The following is a 20,377-nucleotide window of genomic DNA, read 5'->3' as shown; positions in this document are numbered from 1 at the left end:
CTTCCGGTAATTTCGAATTATAATGGCAAAAAAATCATGCCGCCGTTTTGGCGGCCGCTTCCGCCGATGCCGGCGCACAGGTGGCGTCGGCGCAGCATTCGTCTGCGAGGTATCCGATGAGCCCGTTCATGGCGGGATAGTTGGCCCGGCAGATCAGCGTCGTCGCCTGGCGCTCCTGTGTCACCAGGCCGGTGTCGACCAGCCGCTTGAGGTGATGCGACAGCGTCGAGGCAGCGATGCCCAATCTGTCCTGGATACGCCCGACCGGCAGCCCCTCATCGCCCGCCCGCACCAGCGTCCGATAGAGCTGCAACCGCGTCGGGCTGCCGAGGGCTTCAAGTTGCGAGGCTGCTTTTTCGAGTTTCATGGAAATAAGCTATTTCCAGAATCGCTGCACGTCAAGCAAATTTCGACAAAAATCGAAATAGGCCGATATCTAGACGACGCGCTTGCCGCTGGCGTCGATGACCACCTCGCCGTCCTCCTTGGTGAACGGGCCGATATCCGGATTGGGCAGGATATCGAGCACGGCTTCGGAGGGTCGGGCGAGCATGGTGCCGAGCGGCGTCACCACGATCGGCCGGTTGATCAGGATCGGATGCGCCAGCATGAAATCGAGGATCTCGTCGTCGCTCCACTGCGGGTCGCCCAGGCCAAGTTCGGCATAGGGCGTGCCCTTTTCGCGCAGCAATTGGCGCGGCGTCATGCCCATCGCTGCGATCAGCTCGACGAGCTTTTCGCGCGACGGCGGATTTTTCAGATATTCGACCACCTCAGGCTCCTCGCCGGACTGCCTGATCACGGCCAGTGTGTTGCGCGAGGTGCCGCAATCGGGGTTGTGATAGATGGTGATGGTCATTGCGCAGCTTTCATCTGTCCGGCTGGTTTCGGTTGGGCGAGCAGCCACCCTGCCAATGCCATGGCGAGCAATGCGCCCAAAAGTTCGGCGCCGATGAAGCCCGGCAGATCGGCGGGGCGGATCCCGGCAAAAGTGTTGGAGAACGCACGGGCGATGGCGACGGCCGGATTGGCGAAGGATGTCGATGCGGTGAACCAGTAGGCGGCGGTGATATAGAGCCCGACCAGCCAGGGGATCGAATCCGGACGGGAACGCAGGCCGGCGAGGATGGTGAAGACCAGCCCGAAGGCGGCGACCAGCTCCGCAATCCATTGCCCGCTTCCGGTCCGCACCGTCGCCGACACTTGCAGGATCGGCAATTCGAACATTGCATGCGCCAGGAATGTTCCAGCGATGCCGCCGACAATCTGGGCGGCGACGTAAGCCAGCGCTGCGTTCGTTTCGATCTCGCGTCGAAGCGCGAATACCAGCGTCACCGCCGGGTTGAAGTGCGCTCCGGATATCGGCCCGAATATGGTGATCAGCACGACCAGGATCGCCCCGGTCGGCAAGGTGTTGCCGAGCAGGGAGACGGCGACATCATTGCTCAGCCTGTCAGCCATGATGCCGGAACCGACCACGGTGGCGACCAGCAGAGCTGTGCCGAGGGCCTCGGCAACAAGGCGGCGGGGAAGATTGCCGGAGCTCATCTGGCTAGCAGTTGCAGGTCACGGCCTGGATGACAGGCTGGCAAAGTTCCGGCGCGCCGTTGCAGCAATCCTCCATGAGGTAGGCCAGCAGATCGCGAAACCTGGTCATGTCGGCGAAGTAGCGCACGCTGCGGCCCTCCCGTTCGGTCCGCACCAGGCCGGCATGCGACAGTATCTTGAGATGAGCCGACATCGTATTCGGAAATGCGGCGAGCCGCGTGGCGATCTCGCCCGCCGGCACGCCGTCGGCTCCAGCCCGCACCAAAAGGCGAAAAACGTCCAGCCGGGTCTCCTGGCCGAGCGCGGCAAGCGCCGAAAGTGCGAGTGTCTTGTCCATACTTCGAGATTTCCAGAAATTGGGAATAGAGTCAACGCGCGAAGACTGTGTTGAGCAACGAAATCTCACCGAAGGCGGGGAAATCCGTAGCGGCGGCAGCTAAGGCGCCAGCTCGCGCAGGGCTGCGTTGGCGGCAACAAATTCGTAGGAGTTTTCGGGGCAATCGCTGGCGGCGAGCCGATAGAGCCGCAAAGCTTCATCGCTGTGCCCCTGCAGTCGGCTCAGCTCGGCGCTGAACATATTTGTCTCGCACAGGTTTCCGCGTTTCTTTATCGCATCAGGGTCGTCGGCTTCTGCAATTGTCGCGGCGAGAGTCTGCTCGCCAAGCAGCATTCGAACAGCCGGCGCCAGCCATCGCGTCATGTCGAGCTTCTTGGTCGCTTCCTGCAAATGCCCTGCTGCGCCATTGCGACGTTCGGCAAAATCGAGCCAGATCGCAACATAAGCATCCTCTGGTTTGACTGTGGCGGCTTGCGCGAAATCGGCTTGGGCTTTCTCCATCGCACCGGAGTAGAAATGGACGATACCCCGGCCCAAATAGGCGTAGACAATCGTCGGATCGAGGCTGATTGCCTGGTCGTAATCTGCCGTTGCACGTACGTATTCGCCTTTTATTGACCAGACGAGACCTCTGCTGAGATAAGCATGGGCATATTTCGGATCGAGCCCAATTGCTTTGCCATAGTCCTCGAGGGCGCGGTCGTATTCGCCATTCTTGTCCCATATCCAGCCGCGCTTCCTGTAGGCACTGGCGTGTTTCGGGTCGAGCAGGATTGCCTGATCGAAGTCGGCAATCGCGCGGTCGTCATCGCCTTTGTGTGCCCAAGCCGTACCTCGATCGTCGTAAGCATTGGGGTCTTTCGAATCGAGGCCGATCGCCTGGTCAAAGTCGGCGATGGCGCGGTCATAGTCGCCTTTGTCAGCCCAAACGTTGCCTCTGTTGTAGAAAGCACTGGCGCGTTCCGGATCGAGACTGATCGCCTGGTCGGCGTCGGCGATGGCGCGGTCGTAGTCGCCCTTATATTTCCAGGCCCGGCTTCGATTGCCATAGGCACTGGCGTCTTTCGGGTCGAGGCTTATCGCTTGGTCGTAGTCGGCGATCGCACGATTGTAATCGCCTTTGATTGTCCAAGTCAGGCCTCTATCGAGGTAGGCACGGGCGTTCTTCGGATTGAGGCTGATTTCCTGATCGTAGTCGGCAATGGCGTAATCAGAATCGCCTCTGAGTGACCAGGCCATGCCTCGATGATGATGGACTCCGGCGACATTCGGATCGAGGCTGATCGCCTGTCCGAAATCGGAAATGGCATGGTCATAGTCGCCCTTGAGTAGCCAGGCCATGCCCCGATTGTCGTAGGCGCTGGCTTCCTTCGGATCGAGGCTGATCGCCTGGTCATAATCGGCGATGGCACGGTCGTAGTCCCGCTTCCTTTTCCACACGAGACCTCGGTTGTTATAAGTTCGGCCATCGCGGGGATCGAGGCTGATCGCTTGGCCGAAATCGGCGATAGCGCGGTCGTTGTCGCCCTTGCGTGCCCAGGCCAGGCCCCGGTCGCCATAAGCTCCGGCATTCCGGGGCTCGAGGCTGATGGCCTGATCGTAGTCGACAATAGCTCGGTCGTTGTCGCCTTTGTCGAGCCAGGCAGAGCCTCGGATGCGGTATGCATCGCTCTTCGGGTCGAGGCTGATCGCCTGGTCGAAATCGGCGATAGCGCGATCAGCGTCGCTCTTGAGTGCCCAGGTGATGCCTCGGTAGTAATAAGGCCTGGCATCTTCCGGATCGAGGCTGATCGCCTTATCGAAATCGGCAATGGCGCGATCATAATCATTCTGCCTCGCCCAGGCGACGCCGCGCTTGAAATAGGCCGTCAAACGGCTGCTGGCGGGCTCCGTCACATCCTCTATCATGAGTGTACAAGCGGCAATTCGCCGAGCCGTATCGGCCTCGTCGTCCCCGACACAATCGCTGCTGGCAGCCAAAGCTGGGCCGCTCAGGGCAAACAAGACCACGAGCCCACGCAGCAGCGACCGACAAAAAGACCTATGCCATTTTCGAATCATCGGCTCACGGATCATGTCGTTTATTTGCATCGCAGTGCGCTTGATCAAGAAGGCCTTGATCTTTGCAACCCAACACTGCAACCATTCTTGGGTCAAGGTGAGACTTGATTTTTTTGACCTTTGCCAAACCGACACCCGCCCGCGACATTCGGCGGAGACAGCGGCGGCTCGCCTGGTCCAAATCAGCCAGGCACTGTGGCGGCGACCGCATCAGCGCGACCAAGGCCGGCAACCGCTTTTCTGACCCGCTGCAGATGCGCCTGGCGTCCGGCGGCCGAGACGCTGTCCATCCGGTAGAGCGCCAGGAATTTGGTCCGGCACAGCGGATGGCAGACGGACCGGAAGCCGCGCAGCAGGGTCCGCCGGCCGGGCTGTCCCATGATCCACGACATCAGCGGCGTGGCGCCACATGTGGTCATTGCCATCACCCGGCGTATGTGCCGCAATTTGGGCCGCGGGCCGCGTCGTGCCGTCGGCATCTCGAAAGCGAAGCCCGGCACCAGCACACGCTTCAGCCAGCCTTTCAGCATCGCCGGCGGGCCATACCACCAGGTCGGATAGATGAAGACGACCGCCTCCGCCCAGAGCAGCTCCTGCGCATGTTCGTGCACCGGTTGCAGGTTCGCCGCCTTGTCGTGGTAACCGCGCCATTCCCGCGTGCGCATGACCGGATCGAAGCCGGTCGCATAGAGGTCGAGCAGGTGGACCTGATGGCCGCTTTCGGCAAGCGTCTCCAGCACCGTGTCGCGCACGGCGCCGTTGAAGCTGTCGGTGCAGGGATGGCAATAGAGGACGAGGACCTTCATCTTGCGCTCGGTCGCGAGAGTGCATGCAAGCGCGTCGCATGCAAACAAGCCACCCGCAGACGTAGTCGATCAGCTGTTTTCATGCGAAGCCCCGCAGCCCCCGTATCAAGACGCAACAGCTCCAGTCACGTCAAGGCCCGCTCGTCAGCTCAAAGGAAATTGCGCGCACATGGGCTTGCCGACGGGCACTGTCCCGCATGCCTTGCGGTACTCTGCGGGAAACGGGCGCTGCCGCGTATTGCGCCCAGGAACTCCAACAGTGGATTCGGTTTTCGATCAGCATTGTTGCCCGAAAGCCTGCGCCCTAGCTTCACGGCGTGTCCAAAGCGTCAGGAGAGAAAACATGCACACAGGAAAACTGAGCGGCAAGATCGCCTTGGTGACGGGCGCCTCTTCCGGCATCGGCGAGGCCACCGCCTTGGCGCTGGCGGCCGAGGGCGCCACGCTGGTGATTGCCGCGCGGCGCGCCGAGCGCCTAGACGACCTGGCGAGGCGGATCCGTGAGACCGGCAGCGCGGCACTGCCGATTGCCGTCGACGTCACCGACGAAACGCAAGCCACGGCGATGGTCGGGCGGGTCCAACTGGAGTACGGCCGGCTCGACATGCTGCTTGCGGTTGCCGGCGTCGGCGTCGCCGCGCCGTTCCGCAACACGACGCCGGAAGAATACCGCCGGATGGTCGACGTCAACATCCTGGGCCTGCTTTATCCGATCCATGCGGCACTGCCGTCGATGCAGCGGCAAGGCGCCGGCCACATCGTCGTGGTCTCGTCCGGCACCGGCCGTTACATCCACCCTTCGGTGGTCTATTCCGGCACCAAGCACGCGGTGAGCGCGATGGCGGAATCGCTGCGCCGCGAGATCGGCAAGGATGGCATCCGCGTCACCTGCATCGAGCCTGGCGCCGTCAAGACCGAGTTCACGCAGAATATGCGCGCCGATGTGCGCCAGGCGGTCGAGCAAAGGCTGGGCGACATGGAGCAGCTGGAAAGCGAGGACATCGCCGCCGCCATCCTGTATGCGGTGAGCCAGCCGCCACGGGTCAACGTCAACATCCTGACGCTCTATCCGACCGAGCAGGCGTGAGGGCCGCAAAGGTGGTACCCTGCGCCGCCCCCGCAGCCCTGCAGCGTCATCCCCCGGTCATCAGCGTGAACACAAGCTGCCGCAACTTGCCGCCCGGGCCGAATTCGACCCGGTCGAAATCGCGGCTCGCCTGCCGTTGTGCCTGCGAGATTCCGGCGAGCCGTCTCGTCACTTCGATCCTGATCTTGCTGCAGCCGCGGTCATCGGCGACGGTCAGGCCGATGGTGGCCGCCTCGATCTTGTGCACCATGTCGACGATGCTGGCGCCATGCACCTTCTCGTGAGCTGCGAGGCCGGCTGCGAAAACCTCCCAGTTCTTCTGGATTGCGCCCGGCAGCTGCGCGGCCGGCTTCGGCAAGGTGTAGGTGATGATCAGCTTCGGCTGCGCCGACACCAGCACGCAGGCGTCGCCTTGCGGCTGGTAGTCCCTCACCCAGGTCAGCTTGAAATTGGTATGCGCGATGACGCGGCGTTCGCCGAGCAGCGGCCCGCGCCCGCCGATCGAGGCGTAGAACTCCGGCCCGGATTGCCCTGAGATGGCATAGGTCTCGACCTTCTCGACCGCCTGCCAGCCGGCATGCGCCGGCGATGTCGGCAGGAAGGCGAGCAGCAGGCAAAGGCGAACGGCTGTTTTCATGCAAGTCCTCGCAGCCGCTGCGCACGACGCAAACGATATGCAGTTCCCTTCCGTGGACATAGCCGGCGGCCGGCTATAGTGGGATGCTCGTATACAAGAATCGACAGGCAACATCATGTCGCCGCGACCGAACATTGCCCGGCAACGCCCTGCCCCCGCAGCCAATCCTCCCGGCGTCAGCCTCTGTCGCGCGCTGTCGAAGCTTGGCCTATGCTCGCGCAAGCAGGCCGAGCTTCTGGTTGCCGAGGGGCGCGTGCGGGTCGCCGGCAAGATCGTGCGCAACGGCTCGATGCGCGTCGATCCAGGCCGCGATCGCATCGAGGTCGACGGCCGCCGCGTCGCCGCCGAGCGCAAGGTCTATCTGATGCTCAACAAGCCGCGCGGGCTGGTCACCACTCGCGACGACCCGCAGGACCGCGGCACCGTCTATGATTGCCTGGCAGGCCTCGACCTGCCTTTCGTCTCGCCGGTCGGCCGCCTCGACAAGGCCAGCGAAGGCCTGCTGTTGATGACCAACGACACGCGCTTCGCGCAGCGCCTGCTCGATCCCGCCTCGCATGTCGCCAAGACCTATCACGTGCAGATCGGCGCGCTGCCCGACGAGGCCATGCTGGCGCGGTTGCGCGCCGGCGCGACAGTCGACGGCGAATTGCTGACGGCCCGGTCCATCGAGCTGCTGCGCGGCGGCACCAGCACCGCCTGGCTGGAGATCGTGCTCGACGAGGGCCGCAACCGCCATATCCGCCGGCTGCTCGCCGCCCACGACATCGAGGTGCTGCGCCTGGTACGGATCGCGATCGGATCTCTGCAACTCGGCGACCTTGCCAAAGGCAAGGCACGCCATCTGAGCGCGGAAGAGCAGGCGCTGCTTCAGGCCTGAGCGACCAGGCACTGGAGGCCCCTCGAACCGAAGCGGCAATTGACATTTGCATCTCTGTTTCATATTTTCCATTTGTGAAACCGAAATGCGCCGATGCAGTCAAAGTGTCAGGCTGACACGCATGGGCGAAGCTGGCTTGGAAGCCGGAGAGAAAACATGGCTACGGCGTTGCGGGCGGTTCCCAGATTCCTGGACGAATTGGGCACGTTTGGCGGTCTCAAGGGAACCGATATTGCAAACATCACCGACGTGTCCAAGGCCACGGTTTCGAGGTGGAAGGCCGGCGACATCAAGCCCCAGCCGCGCAGCGAGCTCATTCTATCGGACCTGCACTATATCGTCGGCCGACTGCAGGAATTCTACGAGCCAAGCGATATCCGCACCTGGCTTTACGCTCGCCACCCGCAATTGAACGGTGAAAGGGCGATAGATCTCATTCACGACGACCGCGCCCTCGACGTGCTCAAAGTCATCGACCGGCTTGAGAACGAGGTCTTTCTGTAATTGGCGATCGCCGGGCGGATGAGGCGAGACAGTCGGCTCATCGATGCTATCGAGGAAATGGTTCCGGTCGAATACTCCGGGACGGTTTGGCGTGTGGTGCGCCAGGGCCGCAGCCCGATCCAGTGCTCGAGCTCCGGCGGCCGTTGGGACGATGGAACGTTCGACGTGCTCTACACCTCGCAAGAGCGCGAAGGTGCCTTGAGCGAGATGAGATTCCACCTGACGCGGGGGCAGCCAGTGATCCCTTCGCGCGTCAGATACAATCTCTTCGAGATCGATCTTGCTTTGGACCGGACGCTCAGACTGCTCGACCTGGCAGCCTTGCAGACCCTTGGCCTCGACACCGCGCGCTACGGGCAGCTTTCGTATCAGGAAAAGCACGCCGAATATCCGAGGTCGCAAGACATCGGCGAGGCCGCGCATTTCCTCGATTATGACGGTCTGATCGTGCCCAGCGCGCGATATGATTGCCTGAACGTCGTCGCGTTTTGTGATCGGCTGCCGGCCGGAGCGATGACGATCAGAACCGATCACGGGGAAATTGCCTGGGCTAGCGGCGGCCCCGCTGCCATCCATCCCCCGCACGGGTGATGCGGCCAACGGAAGTGGCGCGCTAACATTGCCTCCAAGTGCAGAGGTCTAACGCGCAAGGGAGGATCCATGCGTATGCTCCGACTGATACCGACGCTGCTGGCGCTGCTGGCCGTCTTGCCATTGAACGCTGAAGCGACCACGAAGAAGTACCCTAAGGGCCACGGCACGAATTGCGCCGAGAAGGACCAGGCGTGCCAGAAGAAATGCCAGGCTGTGCCGATCGACTACAACAGCGTCAAATCCATCCAGGGGCGCAACGAATGTCTGAATAATTGCACCATCGGCTACGATCAGTGTCTCGGGGCACCCGCCCGAATCCAGGAACAGACAATCCAGGAGGACGCCGCGCAATAGAAGCCCGCCAGAGATGGCTCCAATGCGCAAAACATAGGTGTGATCGAATGACGGCGACAGCCCGCCGGTCGCCTTCATGTGCGGCCGCCGACTTCGTCGACATGGCGCAGCATGTCGTCGGGATCTTCATAGACGCGGAACGTGCCCGATTGGCGGAGCTTCTACGGTGCCGTAGCCGCCGCTGAGCAGGCCGACATCCAGTAGGACCGTGCGATGCGTCACCCGCCGCGCGCCGCGTCATGGATTTCGGCAAAATCCAGCCCATATTCCTAGATGTGGAGCTTTGAGCGTGAAACTCGCGCGTGCGGTCCTGCTTGCCGCGGCTTTCGTGGCTGTTGCGGCCGTTTGTCCCTCTTCCGCAACCGGAGAGGCGGACGGCCGGGAGAAAATTGTGTTGCGCGTCGAGATAGACGGCGCCATCGGTCCGGCGAGTGCCAGGCAGCTCGAGGAAGCACTGGCGGTGGCCGCGGACCGAAATGCCCAGGCTCTCATCCTGCAGATGGACACGCCCGGCGGGCTGGTCACCAGCATGCGCGAGATGATCGCCGGCATTCTCGCCTCGCCGGTTCCCGTCATCGGCTATGTCGCGCCCGCCGGCGGGCACGCGGCGAGCGCCGGAACCTACATCCTCTACGCCACCCATCTGGCGGCGATGGCGCCCGGCACCAATCTGGGCGCGGCAACGCCGATCGAGATGGGCGGGCCGCTGCCATCGTTTCCCGGCGGCAAGAACGATGGCCCGGAGGCGGACAAGGACAAGAAGAACGCACCCGCGGGCGATGCGATGATCGCCAAGGCGACGAACGATGCCGTTGCCCTGATCCGCAGCCTGGCTGAATTGCGCGGGCGCAATGCCGAATGGGGAGAAAAGGCCGTGCGCGAGGCGGCCAGCCTGTCGGCCGGCGCGGCGCTGCAGCAGCATGTCATCGACTTCGTCGCCCGCGACACCACCGAACTGCTTCAACTGGCCGACGGCCGGACCGTCGAGATCGCCGGCAAAAAAGAGGCATTGGCGACGAAGGGGCTGCCGGTCGAAACGCTCGAGCCAGGCTGGCTCATCCGGCTTCTCGCCGTCATCACGGACCCGAACATCGCCGTCATCCTGATGCTGGTCGGCGTTTATGGCCTCGTCTTCGAATTCACGAGCCCGGGCGCGGTCGCACCCGGCGTGATCGGCACGATTTGCCTGTTGCTCGGGCTCTATGCGCTCAATCTCCTGCCGATCAGCTATGCCGGCCTTGCCTTGATGCTGCTTGGCATCATCTTCCTGGTCGTCGAAGCCTTGAACCCGACTGTGGTCCTTGGGCTGGGAGGCGTGGCTGCGTTTCTGCTGGGCGCTGCCATGCTGCTCAGGATCGAGGGGCCCGGCTTCGAGATGTCGTGGGCCGTTATCGGCACCGCCGCCGTCCTGACGCTCGGCCTGGCGCTGCTGACCGGCAGCTATCTGTGGGCGGCCCGCAAGAACGTTCCGCGTGTTGGCGCACAGGCCATGCAGGGGCTGCCGGCGAAGGTTCTCGACTGGCAGGGCAGCGAGGGCCACGTGCTCGCCCGGGGCGAGCGCTGGCGGGCAAAAGCCGACGAACCGCCTGCAGTGGGCGACAGCGTCGAGGTGGCCGATGTCAGGGATCTTGTGCTGACGATACGGCGCCGCAATGTGAGAAGCGATGGAGCAAGGCAATGATCATCGGTTATGTGGCCTATCTGGCAGCAGCGCTCGTCGTGGTCATGTTCCTATCCGCGGCCATTCGCATCCTGCGGGAATATGAGCGCGGCGTGGTCTTCACGCTCGGCCGCTTCACCGGGGTCAAGGGCCCCGGCCTTATCATCCTCATCCCCTTCGTGCAGCAGATGGTGAAGGTCGACCTGCGAGTGGTGGTCCAGGACGTCCCGCCGCAGGACGTGATCTCGCGCGACAACGTTTCGGTGAAGGTCAACGCGGTGCTGTATTTTCGTATCGTCGACGCCGAGCGGGCGGTGATCCAGGTTGAAGACTTCATGACCGCCACCAACCAGCTGGCACAGACCACGTTGCGCTCGGTGCTCGGCAAGCATGAGCTCGATGAAATGCTGGCCGAACGTGACAAGCTCAACAGCGATATCCAGGAGATTCTCGACCAGCGCACCGATGCCTGGGGCATCAAGGTCTCCGATGTCGAGATCAAGCATGTTGACCTCAACGAGAACATGGTCCGCGCCATCGCCAAGCAGGCCGAGGCGGAACGGCTGCGGCGTGCGAAAGTGATCAATGCCGACGGCGAACAGCAGGCGGCGGCAAAGCTCGTCGAGGCCGGCAAGATGCTGGCCGAAGCACCGCAGGCCATGCAGCTACGCTATTTCGAGGCTCTCCATGACATCGCCGGTGAGCGCTCGTCGACGGTCGTGTTTCCGGTGCCGATGGATCTGCTCGGTCATTTCATCAAGCAGGGTGGTGGAGGCGGAGGCGGCTGAGCGCGTAATCCACCCTCGAGGGGGAGATCAGCACCCTCACCTCCGCCACGGCGGGACTGGCGCAAAGCGTTTGCCGATCCAGTCGGCGAAGGCACGTGTCTTGGCGGCTTGCCCCTTGGCCGAAGGCATGACGACATAGACCGCGCCTTCATCGGCGAGTGTCCAGTCCTCCAGCACTGGCACCAGCCGGCCGTTGGCGAGCTCGCGTCCGACCAGCCAATCCGTGCTCATCATCAGTCCGACGCCTTGCACGGCGGCTTCGACCAGCACCTCGGCGTCGTCGGTGACCAGCGGCCCGGAGACCTCGATACTGACGCGGCGACCCGTGCTGTCGGTCATCTCCCAGGCCGGAAAGGTCTGGAAACCCGAGAAGCCCAGGCAGCTGTGTTCCAGCAGCGCCTCCGGCGCAGTCGGCGTGCCCCGGCGGGCGAGGTAGGACGGCGCGGCGCACAGCAGCCGCCGCCGTGTCGCGACCTTGCGCGCCACCAGCCGCGAATCCTGCAGCGCGCCGAGACGGACGGCGACATCGAAATTCTCGGCGACGAGATCGGCGAAACGGTTGGAGAACTCGGCCTCGATACGAACGTCGGGAAATTCGGCGAGAAACTGCGGCAGCAGCGGGCCGATCCACATGCGCCCGAACGAGCCGGGAAGCGCCAGCCGCAGCACGCCGCGCGGCCCGCCGCCGGCATGCGCCGACGCGGCAGCCTCGGCCTCGTCGACCGCAGCCAGGATGGCGCGGACGCGGATGAGAAATTCCGAACCCGCCTCGGTCAGCGACACGCTTCGTGTCGTCCGGTGCAGCAGGCGCACGCCCAACCGCTCTTCCAGCGAGGCAAGGCGCCGCGACAGGATCGTCGCGTCGCGGCCGATGCGAGCAGCCGCCCTGGTGAAGGAGCGTGCTTCGGCGATTGCCGCGAAGGCGGCCATTTCGACCAATGCTGCCGGTTCGTGCGATTGCTGCATCAGGTGCAGAGCTCAAATGTAAAAGCCAAGGATTATATACCAATAGCGCAGCAGCTAGCTTCACTCAATCCCGGCCCGTCAATCGGCCATCAACCGGAGTGAGACATGAAAGCGATCGAACTGACTGCCCCGAGACTGGACGCGTTTCGCGCGGCCACCGTTCCCACGCCTGAACCGCAGCGCGGCGAAGTGCTGATCCGCCTGCGCGCCGCAAGCCTCAATTTTGTCGATGTCGCGATAGCGAGCGGCAACTATCCAGGTCCGAGCTTTCCGCTCATTCCCGTCGTCGACGGCGCCGGCGAGATCGTCGGCATCGGCGAAGGCGTGTCGAGGCTCGCCATGAACGACCGCGTCATCGCCCATGCAAAACCGCGCTGGATCGGCGGCCGTCCGCGGCCTTATGAGACCAGAGAGATGCGCGGGCTGACGCTGCCCGGCTCGCTCGCCGAATACGTCGCGCTGCCGGCCAATGCCGTTGTGCCGATGCCGGCGCATCTGTCCTTCGAAGCGGCAGCGACGCTGCCGATCGCCGGCACCACCGCGTGGAATGCGCTTCGCGCCGCCGATGCCGGGCCGGGGTCGGTCGTCGTCCTGCTCGGTACCGGCGGTGTCTCGATCCTGACCCTGCAGCTGGCCAAGGCAGCCGGCGCCACGGTCGTCATCACCTCGTCGTCTGACGAAAAGCTGGCGCGCGCCAAGGCTTTGGGTGCCGATCACCTCATCAACTACCGCGAAACAACGGACTGGGACGCCAAGGTGCTCGAATTGACCGACGGGCTCGGCGCCGACCTGATCGTCGAAACCGGCGGCGCGGCGACCTTCGCCCGCTCTATCAATGCCGCGGCGCCCGGCGGCACGGTGTTCGCCATCGGCTTCGTCACCGGCGCCGAGGCCACCACGAACCTGCTGCCGATCATCATCAAGGCACTCAAGGTTGTGGGCAACAACACCGGTTCAGTATCCGACCTGCGCGACGCGGCGCGCGCAATCGGCGCCGCCCGTATCGATCCGGTCATCGACACGGTCTACGGCCAGCACCAGGCGACCGAGGCCTACGCCCACATGGCGGCCGGCGGCCGGCATTTCGGCAAGCTCGCGTTCAGTCTGTCGTGGTGAGCCTGAAAAAGGCAGAGCGTTGAAGCTGCCGATCTCCCCTCTCGTGGGGAGATCGGACGTCACCTCGGCTTTTGCCAATCGCCAACGCGCCGACAGTCCCAACCTCCGCCTAAATCAGCTTCTCCAGCGTGATCGGCAGATCCCGCACCCGTTTCCCGGTGGCGTGGAATACCGCGTTGGCGATCGCCGGCGCCACGCCGACGATGCCCAGCTCGCCGACCCCCTTGCCGCCCAGCACCGAGGAATGCGGATCGGGAATACCGACCGAGATCACCTCGATGTCGGGAATGTCTGCATTGGTGGCGATGAGATAGTCGGCGAGGTTGTTGTTGACGATGCGGCCGTGGCGGCGGTCGACGATGCCTTCCTCGAGCAGCGCCTGGCCGATGCCCATGATGATGCCGCCCTTCCACTGGCTTTCGGCGAGCTTGGGGTTGTAGAGCCGGCCCGAATCCAGCGCCGACACCACACGCGACACACGAACCGTGCCAAAGTCCTCGTCGACGCGCACTTCGATGAAATGCGCGCACCAGCTGTGGCGGGAATAGTCGCCCTCGGTGTGTGGCAGCGCCATGGCTATGGTGGTGTAGTTCTTGTAGCGGTCCTCGACCGTCGAATTGGCCGGCATGGTGTCGCCCTTCGCCTCGATATGCTCGCGCCCGATGCTCCTGAGCAGTTCGGCGATGGAAACTTCAGGGCCGTTGCCGCGCGGTGGAGCAATGCGGCCATTGGCGACGACGAGCGTGTTGGCCTGCAGTGCATGGAACGGCGAAGCCGGATCGCTGATGGCGAGCCCGATCAGTTGGTCGAGCGCGGCACTCGCCGCCTTGTGGACGGCGCCGGTCATCACCCCGGCCAGCCGCGAACCGCCGGTGACGCCGGCACGGGCATAGCGGGAATCGCCAAGCTTGACGACGACGTTTTCCGCCGGCACGCCCACCACCTCGGCGGCGGTCTGCGCCAGGATCGTGTAGGTGCCCTGCCCCATGTCGATCGATGAGCTTTCGACCTCGACCGAGCCGTCGGCGAGAATGCGCACGACCGCCTCGCCATAGGCGCGCCGCACCGGGTAGGTGCCTGCCGCGACACCCCAGCCGATCAGCTGGTTGCCGTCGCGCATCGAACGCGGCCGGGGGTTCCGCTTCGACCAGCCAAAGGCTTCGGCGCCGGCCGCGAAGGCCTCACGCAGCTGCCGTGTCGACCACGGCTTCTTCGCATGCGGATCCTGCTCGGCATAGTTCCTGAGCCGGATTTCCAGCGGATCGATACCGACCTCATAGGCGAGCTCGTCGATGGCGCTTTCGATGCCGAAGGCGCTCGGGTTCTCGCCCGGCGCGCGCAATGCCCCCGGCACCACCGTGTTGACCCGCACGACGTTCTGCCGCGACGAGAAATTCGGCGTCGCGTACATGACCGAGGTGACCGAGCCCAGCGGCTCGACCCACATGCCGTCGACCGAGGTCTCGTTGACGCCGCGATGCACGATCGACTGGATCTGGCCCTCCGCGTTGGCGCCGAGCGCCACGGTCTGGCGCGTCGCCGCCCGTCCGCCATAGGCGGTGAAGGTCTGCGGCCTGGTGACCGCCAGCTTCACCGGCCGTCCCAGTATTTTCGCGGCGACTGCCGCTACAGCGCCGTAGCCATAGGCAAACGCCTTGGAGCCGAAGCCGCCACCAATATAGGGCGAGACCAGTCGTACATTCTCGAACGGCACGCCGAACCATTCGGCATAGGTCCGCGCCATGCCGTCGAGCCATTGGCTCGGCTCCCAGACCGTCAGCTGGTCGCCCTGCCACTTTGCGATCAGGCCATGCGGCTCCATCGGCGCCTGGTATTCGCGCGGCGTGTTGTAGGCGTTGCAGATCCTGACCGGAGCCGAGGCGAACGCTGTCTCCGCCTCGCCCCATTCCTTGGTCATCGCATCGACGGGGATGCCGTCGCCGGCCTTTGAATCGCTGAGGTCGACGATCGCCGGCGCCTCGTCATAGGCGATCTTGACCAGCGCTGCGGCCGCGACCGCCTGCTCGAAACTCTCGGCCACCACCGCCGCGACATGCTGGCCGCTGAAGGTGATGTCGCGCGCCAGCGGGCAACAGGCGACGTCCGGCGGCGGCGTACCCAGCCAGTCCGTTGCGGTTCTCAGCGGCAGGATATTGTCGGGCGTCAGCACCAGCAGCACGCCGGGCGACGCCTTGGCCGCGGCCGTGTCGATCGAACGCACCCGGCCGGCGGCAATGGTGCTCTCGACCAGCACCGCATGGGTAAGCCCCTTGAGCTGCTGCTCGACAGCGTATTTGGCGGCACCGGTGATCTTGGCCGGGCCGTCGACGCGCGACAGCCGGCCGCCGACTTGATCGGGGAGGACGGCACCGTCCGAAGCGTCGCCGCGTTTGGCATCGCCGGGTCTTGTTCTCAACTCGTGAACGGTCATGCCGTTTCTCCCATTTTGAGGATGGCGCGGGCGACGACGCGCGGCGCCAGTTCGATCTTGTAGTGGTTGGCGCCATGGTCGACGGCGCCCTCGACGGCGAGCAGGCTAGCTTGCCTGACGACCTCCGGCTCAAGCACTTTGCCTTTCAGCGCCTCTTCAACGGCACGGGCGCGCCATGGCTTGGTGGCGACGCCGCCAAGCGCGACGCGCAGATCGCGAATTGTCCTTCCGTCGGCCTCGAATTCGATGCCGACCGCGGCACTTGCCGCGGCGAATTCATAGGACTGGCGGTCGCGGACCTTGAGATAGGTCGAGCGGCGGGCGGCCGCCGAAGCGGGAATGCTGATCGCGGTGATCATCTCGCCGGGCTCGATCGCATGTTCCCTTTCGGGCGTGCTGCCCGGCAACAGGAAAAAATCATCGACGGCGATCTGACGGTCGCCGAGATGGACGATCGCGTCGAAGGCGACGAGTGCAACCGCCAGGTCGCCGGGATAGGTGGCGACGCAGGCCTCGCTGGTGCCGAGCACGGCATGGCCGCGGGTGACGCCGCCGATCGCCGAGCAGCCGCTGCCGGGCGAGCGCTTGTTGCAAGCGGGGAAATTCGCCGGATCGCGGAAATAGGGGCAGCGCGTACGCTGCATCAGATTGCCGCCGATCGTCGCCATGTTGCGCAGCTGAGCCGACGCCGCCTGCCACAATGCTTCCGAGACTGCGGGGAACCGGCTCTTGATATCGGCATGGTCGGCGACGCGGCTCATCCTGGCCAGCGCGCCGATCGTGGCGCCCCGGTCATCAACGGCAATCGTGTCCAGTCCCTTGAGATGGGTGATGTCGACCACGGTCTCGGGTTCGGCAACGCCGCATTTCGCGAGATCGACAAGCGTCGTGCCGCCGGCCAAAAGCATGGCGCCGGGAAGTGCTGCTGCCTCACGGGCTGCATCGACGGAGCCGGCGCGGAGATACGAAAAGTCCCTCATGACGCGGCCTCCACGGCCGCCTGGCGCACGGCGGCGATGATATGCGGATAGGCGCCGCAGCGGCAGAGATTGCCGGCCATGTATTCGCGGATCTCTTCATCCGAGCCGGCATGGCCTTCGCGAATGCAGGCGACCGCCGACATGATCTGGCCCGGCGTGCAATAGCCGCACTGGAAGGCATCCTGTTCGAGGAAGGCGGCCTGCACCGCATGCAGCGTGCCATCCTCCCCGGCAAGCCCTTCGATGGTGGTGATGTCCCTGCTTTCAGCCTGAGTGGCAAGCGTCAGGCAGGCCAGCACGCGCTGGCCGTCGATATGAACGGTGCACGCGCCGCACTGGCCCTGGTCGCAGCCCTTCTTGGTGCCGGTCAGGCCGAGATGGTCGCGCAAGGCGTCGAGCAGGGTAACGCGCGGTTCGACCTCCAGCTCATGTCGATGTCCGTTGATTCGAAGTTGGATTGGAGTTCGGGTTTTGCTTGTCATGGGGCGTCTGGCTCCAGTTGCTTGACGCGGGAGGGGATGATCTGGTGCCCGGCCGGCGAGCGGCAAGGTCAGCTTATGGCTAGGTGAAGGCTATCTTCCCCTTGGGGGAAATGCCCGGCAGGGCAGAGGTGGTCCGCCTGACGTGGTGCGACCTCGGGGAGGGCTGCGGCTTGCGAGGTCGAAAGACGTGACATACCCGATCCCGTGATTACATGAGAAAGGCGCTCCACAATCGGAGGCGCCTCCGCTTATTACCTAAGGGCCTGTTCCGCCCTGTTCAAGCCCAGGATCGAAAATGATCAAAATTGGAGAAAATTGGCAGGGCAGCCAGCCGTCATGCCTGGAGACAAAAAAGCACCACCGGCCCAAGCCGGTGGTGCTCTCTGAACTGTCTGTAGGGGCAGGACAGTCCAATGATCCTGAGGGGATCGTGCTCAACGTGGGCTCATTTTTGCCCCACGGCATCGGCCGAACAGATGAGGAGTGCCGGCCGCGAGGAAATATCCTCCGTCGTCATCCACCGGCCGTGCACCGGAGGCGGGCAAGATGCCTCGCCTGCCGGAACGCCGGCCCAGGCTCGATCCTGTGATTATATTTACTTGCGATTATATTTGTCGGAGACGTAACGAAGGTGGAAGCGTCTGCGTTCTTGAAACGGGGCCTGCCTATCCGGGTATGCTTCGGATCAGCACTGGAGAAAAAATTGGCCGCGGAGCCGCCCGTCATTTCTGGAGACAAAACCGAAGCCGCCGTTGCAAAACCGCTGCGCGCCGACGCGCAGCGCAACCGCGATGCGCTGGTCGAGGTCGCGGCAAAAGCCTTTGCCGCGCAAGGCGTCGATGCCTCGCTGGAGGAGATTGCGCGCCAGGCCGGCGTCGGCATCGGCACGCTCTACCGGCATTTCCCAACCCGCGAGCACCTGGTCGAGGTGGTTTACCGGCGCGAAGTGGAAGGACTGTGCCAGGCGGCCGACGAACTCGCCCGCGATCATGCGCCCGACATGGCGCTCGAACAATGGATGCAGCGCTTCGTCGACTACATCGCCACCAAGCGCGGGCTGTCGACAAGCCTGCGCATCCTGCTCACGACCAACTCAACCCTGTTCTCCGACGTTTCCGGCAGGGTGACGCTCGCCTTGTGGCGGCTGATCGATGCTGCGGTCGCCGACGGCTCGATCCGCGGCGATGTCGATGCCTCCGACGTGCTGCATGCGCTGGGCGGCATCTATTCGGCCCCGGACACCAAGGACTGGCGCGACCGCTCGCGCCGATTGGTGTCGCTGCTGATGGATGGGCTGCGGTTTGGAGCGGCCAAATCCGGCCCATCCAAGGAATAACGAATGCAGTGACTGTCCTTATTTCAGCGAGATGCTCATACCGCTGAGATCGGCATTGACTTGCAGGCCTACCTGCCTGCCCGTGAGTTCGAGTTGGGCACCCTTGTCATTGGTCATGACGATCACCTGGGCTCCTTTGCCGAGCGCGCCGCCACCGCCCGCTGCACCGTACACCCCCGTCACATCCCGGGCGCGGCGTATGTGGCGCACGGTACCTTTGAAATAGGTCTTGGAGGCGCCGAAGGCGAGGCCGCCCGAGATCCCGCCGACCGAGATGGGATATCGGCGACCATGGAAGGTCAGTGTGCCCTCGCCTCCGGAGCCGCCGATGAAAAAGGCCGCCTTGTAGATGGCGAAGCGGATCGTACCGCTGTCGGCATGCGCGACGCTGGCAAAGCTAACTGCCGCCGCAGCGATGATGGCAACTGCGACTGAACGAAATCTGGACGAAATCTTCATGATGAGAACTCCTCAAGATCGCCGCATGCCCAGCCGGCCGGGCACGTCGGCGTCATATCAAAGTCATAGCTGAACAGTCTCGCCCGTCATTGGTTCCAAGCACGCGGCCTGAATTCCGGCCGCGAGAAGACCGCCACGAAACGAGGCGGATGGCGAGCATAGTCCTGGCTGTAAGAACAGTGGCCGACCAGCGGGGATCTGTCGCCGGCGCTCCTATGAAAACGTAGGTGTTGAAGCGGAATGGTATTAGTCTGCGCTGTCTGGGGTTTCGGGAAGCGCGGCAAAAGAATGGATTTGAACTCGGGCTATGGCTACCTGCTGATCGGCGGCCTGATCCTGGTCGGTGCCGGTCTCCTGGTCGTTTCGCTGATCGTCAATCTTCGCGTGGCGCACAGTGTGCGTGACGACGTACGCCATCGTGAAAAGCTGCTGGAATATTATCGCAATATCTTTTCGCAGCTGGGCGTGATCCTGATCGGGATTGGCGTGTCCCTGTTCATCTTCTTTTTCCAGCAGAATTATCAGGACCAGCGCAAACGCGAAACGGAGCTCCAGCAGGTTCTCGCCAAACTGGCGGCGCGTGTTGCCCGCGACAGCGCTGTCGTGGAGGCCCTCGGCGAATTCGACGCGCTGCTGGATGATGGCGGTGCCTATGTCAGTCCGGAACACGGCGGAAACAATGCCGCCGTCAGCGCCCACGGAACGGCGCTCGCCAAGCAGGTTTCGCAGATCCTTCTGGTCGAGCGCGACGTCGATGTTCAGGGGTTCGATATCCTGAATCTGTCACGCGATTTCGAAGCATCGTTCGTCGTCAACGAGCTCAACCCAACGCTATGGTTCAACATCGTCCGGGACGAGAGCGATATCAAATATGCAACTACCCAGATCGCCCTGGATTACAAGGACCTGCAGGATGCGATCGGCGGCGAGCCGATCGAGGTTGCGATCGTCAATCCCGAAAAGGAGCGGAAGATCAAGCAGGAGGTGCTCGACGTCTTTTATGATGCCGACCTCCTGCGCCAGCGCAGCAGGCGGTTTCTCGGCCGCGCGTGCTGGCTTTTCAGCAACGGGCGCGGCTTCGTCAAGCTTGCACCGGCCAATGAAATCGAAGCCGATGCCAGATCGCACCAGGAATGGCTCGACCGGTCGAAACCCTTCCTGACGCAGTTGAAGTCGGGAAGCGGCGATTGCTTCAAATTGCTCCAGTTCGGCCCGGCGTCTTTGAGTTGAGAACGAGCCAAACACTCAACGACCAGGTTCGACCCATGGACGAAGCCGCTCGCGCGGCACTGGCGCCCCGTGGCGAGGGTGCAGCAATGATCTGAACGCCGTGCATTTGTAGGTTTGCGGT

22 protein-coding genes and 1 pseudogene are annotated in these 20,377 nt (G+C 63.6%); 10 read left to right on the top strand and 13 right to left on the bottom strand.

Features of this window, described 5'->3' with window-relative positions; genetic code table 11:
- Positions 1-34: 34 nt before the first annotated feature.
- The 6 genes from NKK47_RS31060 to NKK47_RS31035 all read right to left on the bottom strand — a co-directional run bounded on the left by NKK47_RS31060 (position 35) and on the right by NKK47_RS31035 (position 4,752).
- Positions 35-367, bottom strand: coding sequence for an ArsR/SmtB family transcription factor (locus tag NKK47_RS31060; RefSeq protein WP_352490030.1), 333 nt, complete (start codon positions 365-367; stop codon positions 35-37).
- 69 nt (positions 368-436) lie between these two features.
- Complete coding sequence (gene arsC, locus NKK47_RS31055) at positions 437-859, bottom strand: arsenate reductase (glutaredoxin) (protein ID WP_352579477.1); 423 nt, start codon at positions 857-859, stop codon at positions 437-439.
- The gene (locus tag NKK47_RS31050) at positions 856-1,548 is read right to left on the bottom strand and encodes an aquaporin (RefSeq protein WP_352579476.1); all 693 of its coding nucleotides are present in this window, start codon (positions 1,546-1,548) and stop codon (positions 856-858) included. The genes arsC and NKK47_RS31050 overlap by 4 nt, the downstream gene beginning before the upstream one ends.
- 4 nt (positions 1,549-1,552) lie before the next feature.
- Entirely contained in the window at positions 1,553-1,885 is a 333-nt protein-coding gene (locus NKK47_RS31045; protein WP_023680360.1) for an ArsR/SmtB family transcription factor, read from the bottom strand.
- 99 nt (positions 1,886-1,984) lie between these two features.
- Complete coding sequence (locus NKK47_RS31040) at positions 1,985-3,994, bottom strand: tetratricopeptide repeat protein (protein ID WP_352579475.1); 2,010 nt, start codon at positions 3,992-3,994, stop codon at positions 1,985-1,987.
- Positions 3,995-4,128: 134 nt separating this feature from the next.
- Complete coding sequence (locus tag NKK47_RS31035; protein ID WP_352579474.1) at positions 4,129-4,752, bottom strand: NAD(P)H-dependent oxidoreductase; 624 nt, start codon at positions 4,750-4,752, stop codon at positions 4,129-4,131.
- 343 nt (positions 4,753-5,095) lie between these two features.
- Here NKK47_RS31035 and NKK47_RS31030 point away from each other — a divergent pair, with 343 nt between their 5' ends.
- A complete protein-coding gene (locus NKK47_RS31030) occupies positions 5,096-5,839 on the top strand; it encodes an SDR family oxidoreductase (protein WP_352579473.1) in 744 nt (247 codons plus the stop codon).
- Positions 5,840-5,885: 46 nt separating this feature from the next.
- Here the strand turns inward: NKK47_RS31030 and NKK47_RS31025 are convergent, their stop codons facing one another.
- The gene (locus NKK47_RS31025; protein WP_352579472.1) at positions 5,886-6,476 is read right to left on the bottom strand and encodes a DUF922 domain-containing Zn-dependent protease; all 591 of its coding nucleotides are present in this window, start codon (positions 6,474-6,476) and stop codon (positions 5,886-5,888) included.
- 115 nt (positions 6,477-6,591) lie between these two features.
- On the opposite strand from NKK47_RS31025, the gene NKK47_RS31020 reads away from it, so the two are divergent.
- From NKK47_RS31020 to NKK47_RS31005, 4 genes are all read left to right on the top strand, one after another.
- Positions 6,592-7,356 (top strand): pseudouridine synthase, encoded by a 765-nt coding sequence (locus tag NKK47_RS31020; RefSeq protein ID WP_352579471.1) that lies wholly within the window; start codon positions 6,592-6,594, stop codon positions 7,354-7,356.
- 156 nt (positions 7,357-7,512) lie between these two features.
- Entirely contained in the window at positions 7,513-7,860 is a 348-nt protein-coding gene (locus NKK47_RS31015) for an antitoxin Xre/MbcA/ParS toxin-binding domain-containing protein (protein WP_254819704.1), read from the top strand.
- On the top strand, positions 7,861-8,451 hold the full coding sequence (locus tag NKK47_RS31010; protein WP_352579470.1) for an RES family NAD+ phosphorylase: 591 nt from the start codon (positions 7,861-7,863) through the stop codon (positions 8,449-8,451).
- 75 nt (positions 8,452-8,526) lie between these two features.
- Positions 8,527-8,808 carry a hypothetical protein gene (locus tag NKK47_RS31005; protein ID WP_352579469.1) on the top strand — a complete coding sequence of 94 codons (282 nt, stop codon included), beginning with the start codon at positions 8,527-8,529 and terminating at the stop codon, positions 8,806-8,808.
- A gap of 74 nt (positions 8,809-8,882) precedes the next feature.
- Here the strand turns inward: NKK47_RS31005 and NKK47_RS31000 are convergent.
- Positions 8,883-9,009 (bottom strand): annotated as a pseudogene (locus NKK47_RS31000) (HAD family hydrolase); the annotation flags it as partial.
- Between the two features lie 88 nt (positions 9,010-9,097).
- Here NKK47_RS31000 and NKK47_RS30995 point away from each other — a divergent pair.
- On the top strand, positions 9,098-10,489 hold the full coding sequence (locus NKK47_RS30995) for an NfeD family protein (protein WP_352579468.1): 1,392 nt from the start codon (positions 9,098-9,100) through the stop codon (positions 10,487-10,489).
- On the top strand, positions 10,486-11,256 hold the full coding sequence (locus NKK47_RS30990) for a slipin family protein (protein WP_023680344.1): 771 nt from the start codon (positions 10,486-10,488) through the stop codon (positions 11,254-11,256). Before NKK47_RS30995 ends, NKK47_RS30990 begins: the two co-directional genes overlap by 4 nt.
- 36 nt (positions 11,257-11,292) lie before the next feature.
- Here the strand turns inward: NKK47_RS30990 and NKK47_RS30985 are convergent, their stop codons facing one another.
- Positions 11,293-12,222 carry a LysR family transcriptional regulator gene (locus NKK47_RS30985; protein ID WP_352579467.1) on the bottom strand — a complete coding sequence of 310 codons (930 nt, stop codon included), beginning with the start codon at positions 12,220-12,222 and terminating at the stop codon, positions 11,293-11,295.
- A gap of 105 nt (positions 12,223-12,327) precedes the next feature.
- On the opposite strand from NKK47_RS30985, the gene NKK47_RS30980 reads away from it, so the two are divergent.
- On the top strand, positions 12,328-13,338 hold the full coding sequence (locus NKK47_RS30980) for a zinc-dependent alcohol dehydrogenase family protein (RefSeq protein ID WP_352579466.1): 1,011 nt from the start codon (positions 12,328-12,330) through the stop codon (positions 13,336-13,338).
- A gap of 109 nt (positions 13,339-13,447) precedes the next feature.
- Here NKK47_RS30980 and NKK47_RS30975 read toward each other — a convergent pair whose 3' ends face one another.
- Genes NKK47_RS30975 through NKK47_RS30965 form a run of 3 tightly spaced genes read right to left on the bottom strand, consistent with a single transcriptional unit; the run spans position 13,448 to position 17,231 of the window.
- On the bottom strand, positions 13,448-15,769 hold the full coding sequence (locus NKK47_RS30975) for a xanthine dehydrogenase family protein molybdopterin-binding subunit (RefSeq protein WP_352579465.1): 2,322 nt from the start codon (positions 15,767-15,769) through the stop codon (positions 13,448-13,450).
- Complete coding sequence (locus tag NKK47_RS30970; RefSeq protein WP_352579464.1) at positions 15,766-16,749, bottom strand: FAD binding domain-containing protein; 984 nt, start codon at positions 16,747-16,749, stop codon at positions 15,766-15,768. Before NKK47_RS30970 ends, NKK47_RS30975 begins: the two co-directional genes overlap by 4 nt.
- Entirely contained in the window at positions 16,746-17,231 is a 486-nt protein-coding gene (locus NKK47_RS30965) for a (2Fe-2S)-binding protein (protein WP_352579463.1), read from the bottom strand. Before NKK47_RS30965 ends, NKK47_RS30970 begins: the two co-directional genes overlap by 4 nt.
- 703 nt (positions 17,232-17,934) lie before the next feature.
- On the opposite strand from NKK47_RS30965, the gene NKK47_RS30960 reads away from it, so the two are divergent.
- The gene (locus tag NKK47_RS30960; protein ID WP_352579462.1) at positions 17,935-18,567 is read left to right on the top strand and encodes a TetR/AcrR family transcriptional regulator; all 633 of its coding nucleotides are present in this window, start codon (positions 17,935-17,937) and stop codon (positions 18,565-18,567) included.
- A gap of 18 nt (positions 18,568-18,585) precedes the next feature.
- On the opposite strand, the gene NKK47_RS30955 is transcribed toward NKK47_RS30960, so the two are convergent.
- Positions 18,586-19,026 carry a lipid-binding SYLF domain-containing protein gene (locus NKK47_RS30955; protein WP_352579461.1) on the bottom strand — a complete coding sequence of 147 codons (441 nt, stop codon included), beginning with the start codon at positions 19,024-19,026 and terminating at the stop codon, positions 18,586-18,588.
- 288 nt (positions 19,027-19,314) lie between these two features.
- Here NKK47_RS30955 and NKK47_RS30950 point away from each other — a divergent pair, with 288 nt between their 5' ends.
- The gene (locus NKK47_RS30950; protein WP_352579460.1) at positions 19,315-20,256 is read left to right on the top strand and encodes a hypothetical protein; all 942 of its coding nucleotides are present in this window, start codon (positions 19,315-19,317) and stop codon (positions 20,254-20,256) included.
- Positions 20,257-20,377: the final 121 nt, after the last annotated feature.

The sequence above is a fragment of the Mesorhizobium sp. M0019 genome (assembly GCF_040323975.1).
Classification (GTDB): Bacteria; Pseudomonadota; Alphaproteobacteria; order Rhizobiales; family Rhizobiaceae; genus Mesorhizobium.
This window is presented reverse-complemented; position numbering and strand designations above follow the sequence as displayed.

Coding starts and splice junctions, on each gene's coding strand:
- NKK47_RS31060 (WP_352490030.1), bottom strand. CDS start 367: ATGAAACTCGAAAAAGCAGCCTCGCAACTTGAAGCCCTCGGCAGCCCG.
- arsC (WP_352579477.1), bottom strand. CDS start 859: ATGACCATCACCATCTATCACAACCCCGATTGCGGCACCTCGCGCAAC.
- NKK47_RS31050 (WP_352579476.1), bottom strand. CDS start 1,548: ATGAGCTCCGGCAATCTTCCCCGCCGCCTTGTTGCCGAGGCCCTCGGC.
- NKK47_RS31045 (WP_023680360.1), bottom strand. CDS start 1,885: ATGGACAAGACACTCGCACTTTCGGCGCTTGCCGCGCTCGGCCAGGAG.
- NKK47_RS31035 (WP_352579474.1), bottom strand. CDS start 4,752: ATGAAGGTCCTCGTCCTCTATTGCCATCCCTGCACCGACAGCTTCAAC.
- NKK47_RS31030 (WP_352579473.1), top strand. CDS start 5,096: ATGCACACAGGAAAACTGAGCGGCAAGATCGCCTTGGTGACGGGCGCC.
- NKK47_RS31025 (WP_352579472.1), bottom strand. CDS start 6,476: ATGAAAACAGCCGTTCGCCTTTGCCTGCTGCTCGCCTTCCTGCCGACA.
- NKK47_RS31020 (WP_352579471.1), top strand. CDS start 6,592: ATGTCGCCGCGACCGAACATTGCCCGGCAACGCCCTGCCCCCGCAGCC.
- NKK47_RS31015 (WP_254819704.1), top strand. CDS start 7,513: ATGGCTACGGCGTTGCGGGCGGTTCCCAGATTCCTGGACGAATTGGGC.
- NKK47_RS31005 (WP_352579469.1), top strand. CDS start 8,527: ATGCTCCGACTGATACCGACGCTGCTGGCGCTGCTGGCCGTCTTGCCA.
- NKK47_RS30990 (WP_023680344.1), top strand. CDS start 10,486: ATGATCATCGGTTATGTGGCCTATCTGGCAGCAGCGCTCGTCGTGGTC.
- NKK47_RS30985 (WP_352579467.1), bottom strand. CDS start 12,222: ATGCAGCAATCGCACGAACCGGCAGCATTGGTCGAAATGGCCGCCTTC.
- NKK47_RS30980 (WP_352579466.1), top strand. CDS start 12,328: ATGAAAGCGATCGAACTGACTGCCCCGAGACTGGACGCGTTTCGCGCG.
- NKK47_RS30975 (WP_352579465.1), bottom strand. CDS start 15,769: ATGACCGTTCACGAGTTGAGAACAAGACCCGGCGATGCCAAACGCGGC.
- NKK47_RS30970 (WP_352579464.1), bottom strand. CDS start 16,749: ATGAGGGACTTTTCGTATCTCCGCGCCGGCTCCGTCGATGCAGCCCGT.
- NKK47_RS30965 (WP_352579463.1), bottom strand. CDS start 17,231: ATGACAAGCAAAACCCGAACTCCAATCCAACTTCGAATCAACGGACAT.
- NKK47_RS30955 (WP_352579461.1), bottom strand. CDS start 19,026: ATGAAGATTTCGTCCAGATTTCGTTCAGTCGCAGTTGCCATCATCGCT.
- NKK47_RS30950 (WP_352579460.1), top strand. CDS start 19,315: ATGGATTTGAACTCGGGCTATGGCTACCTGCTGATCGGCGGCCTGATC.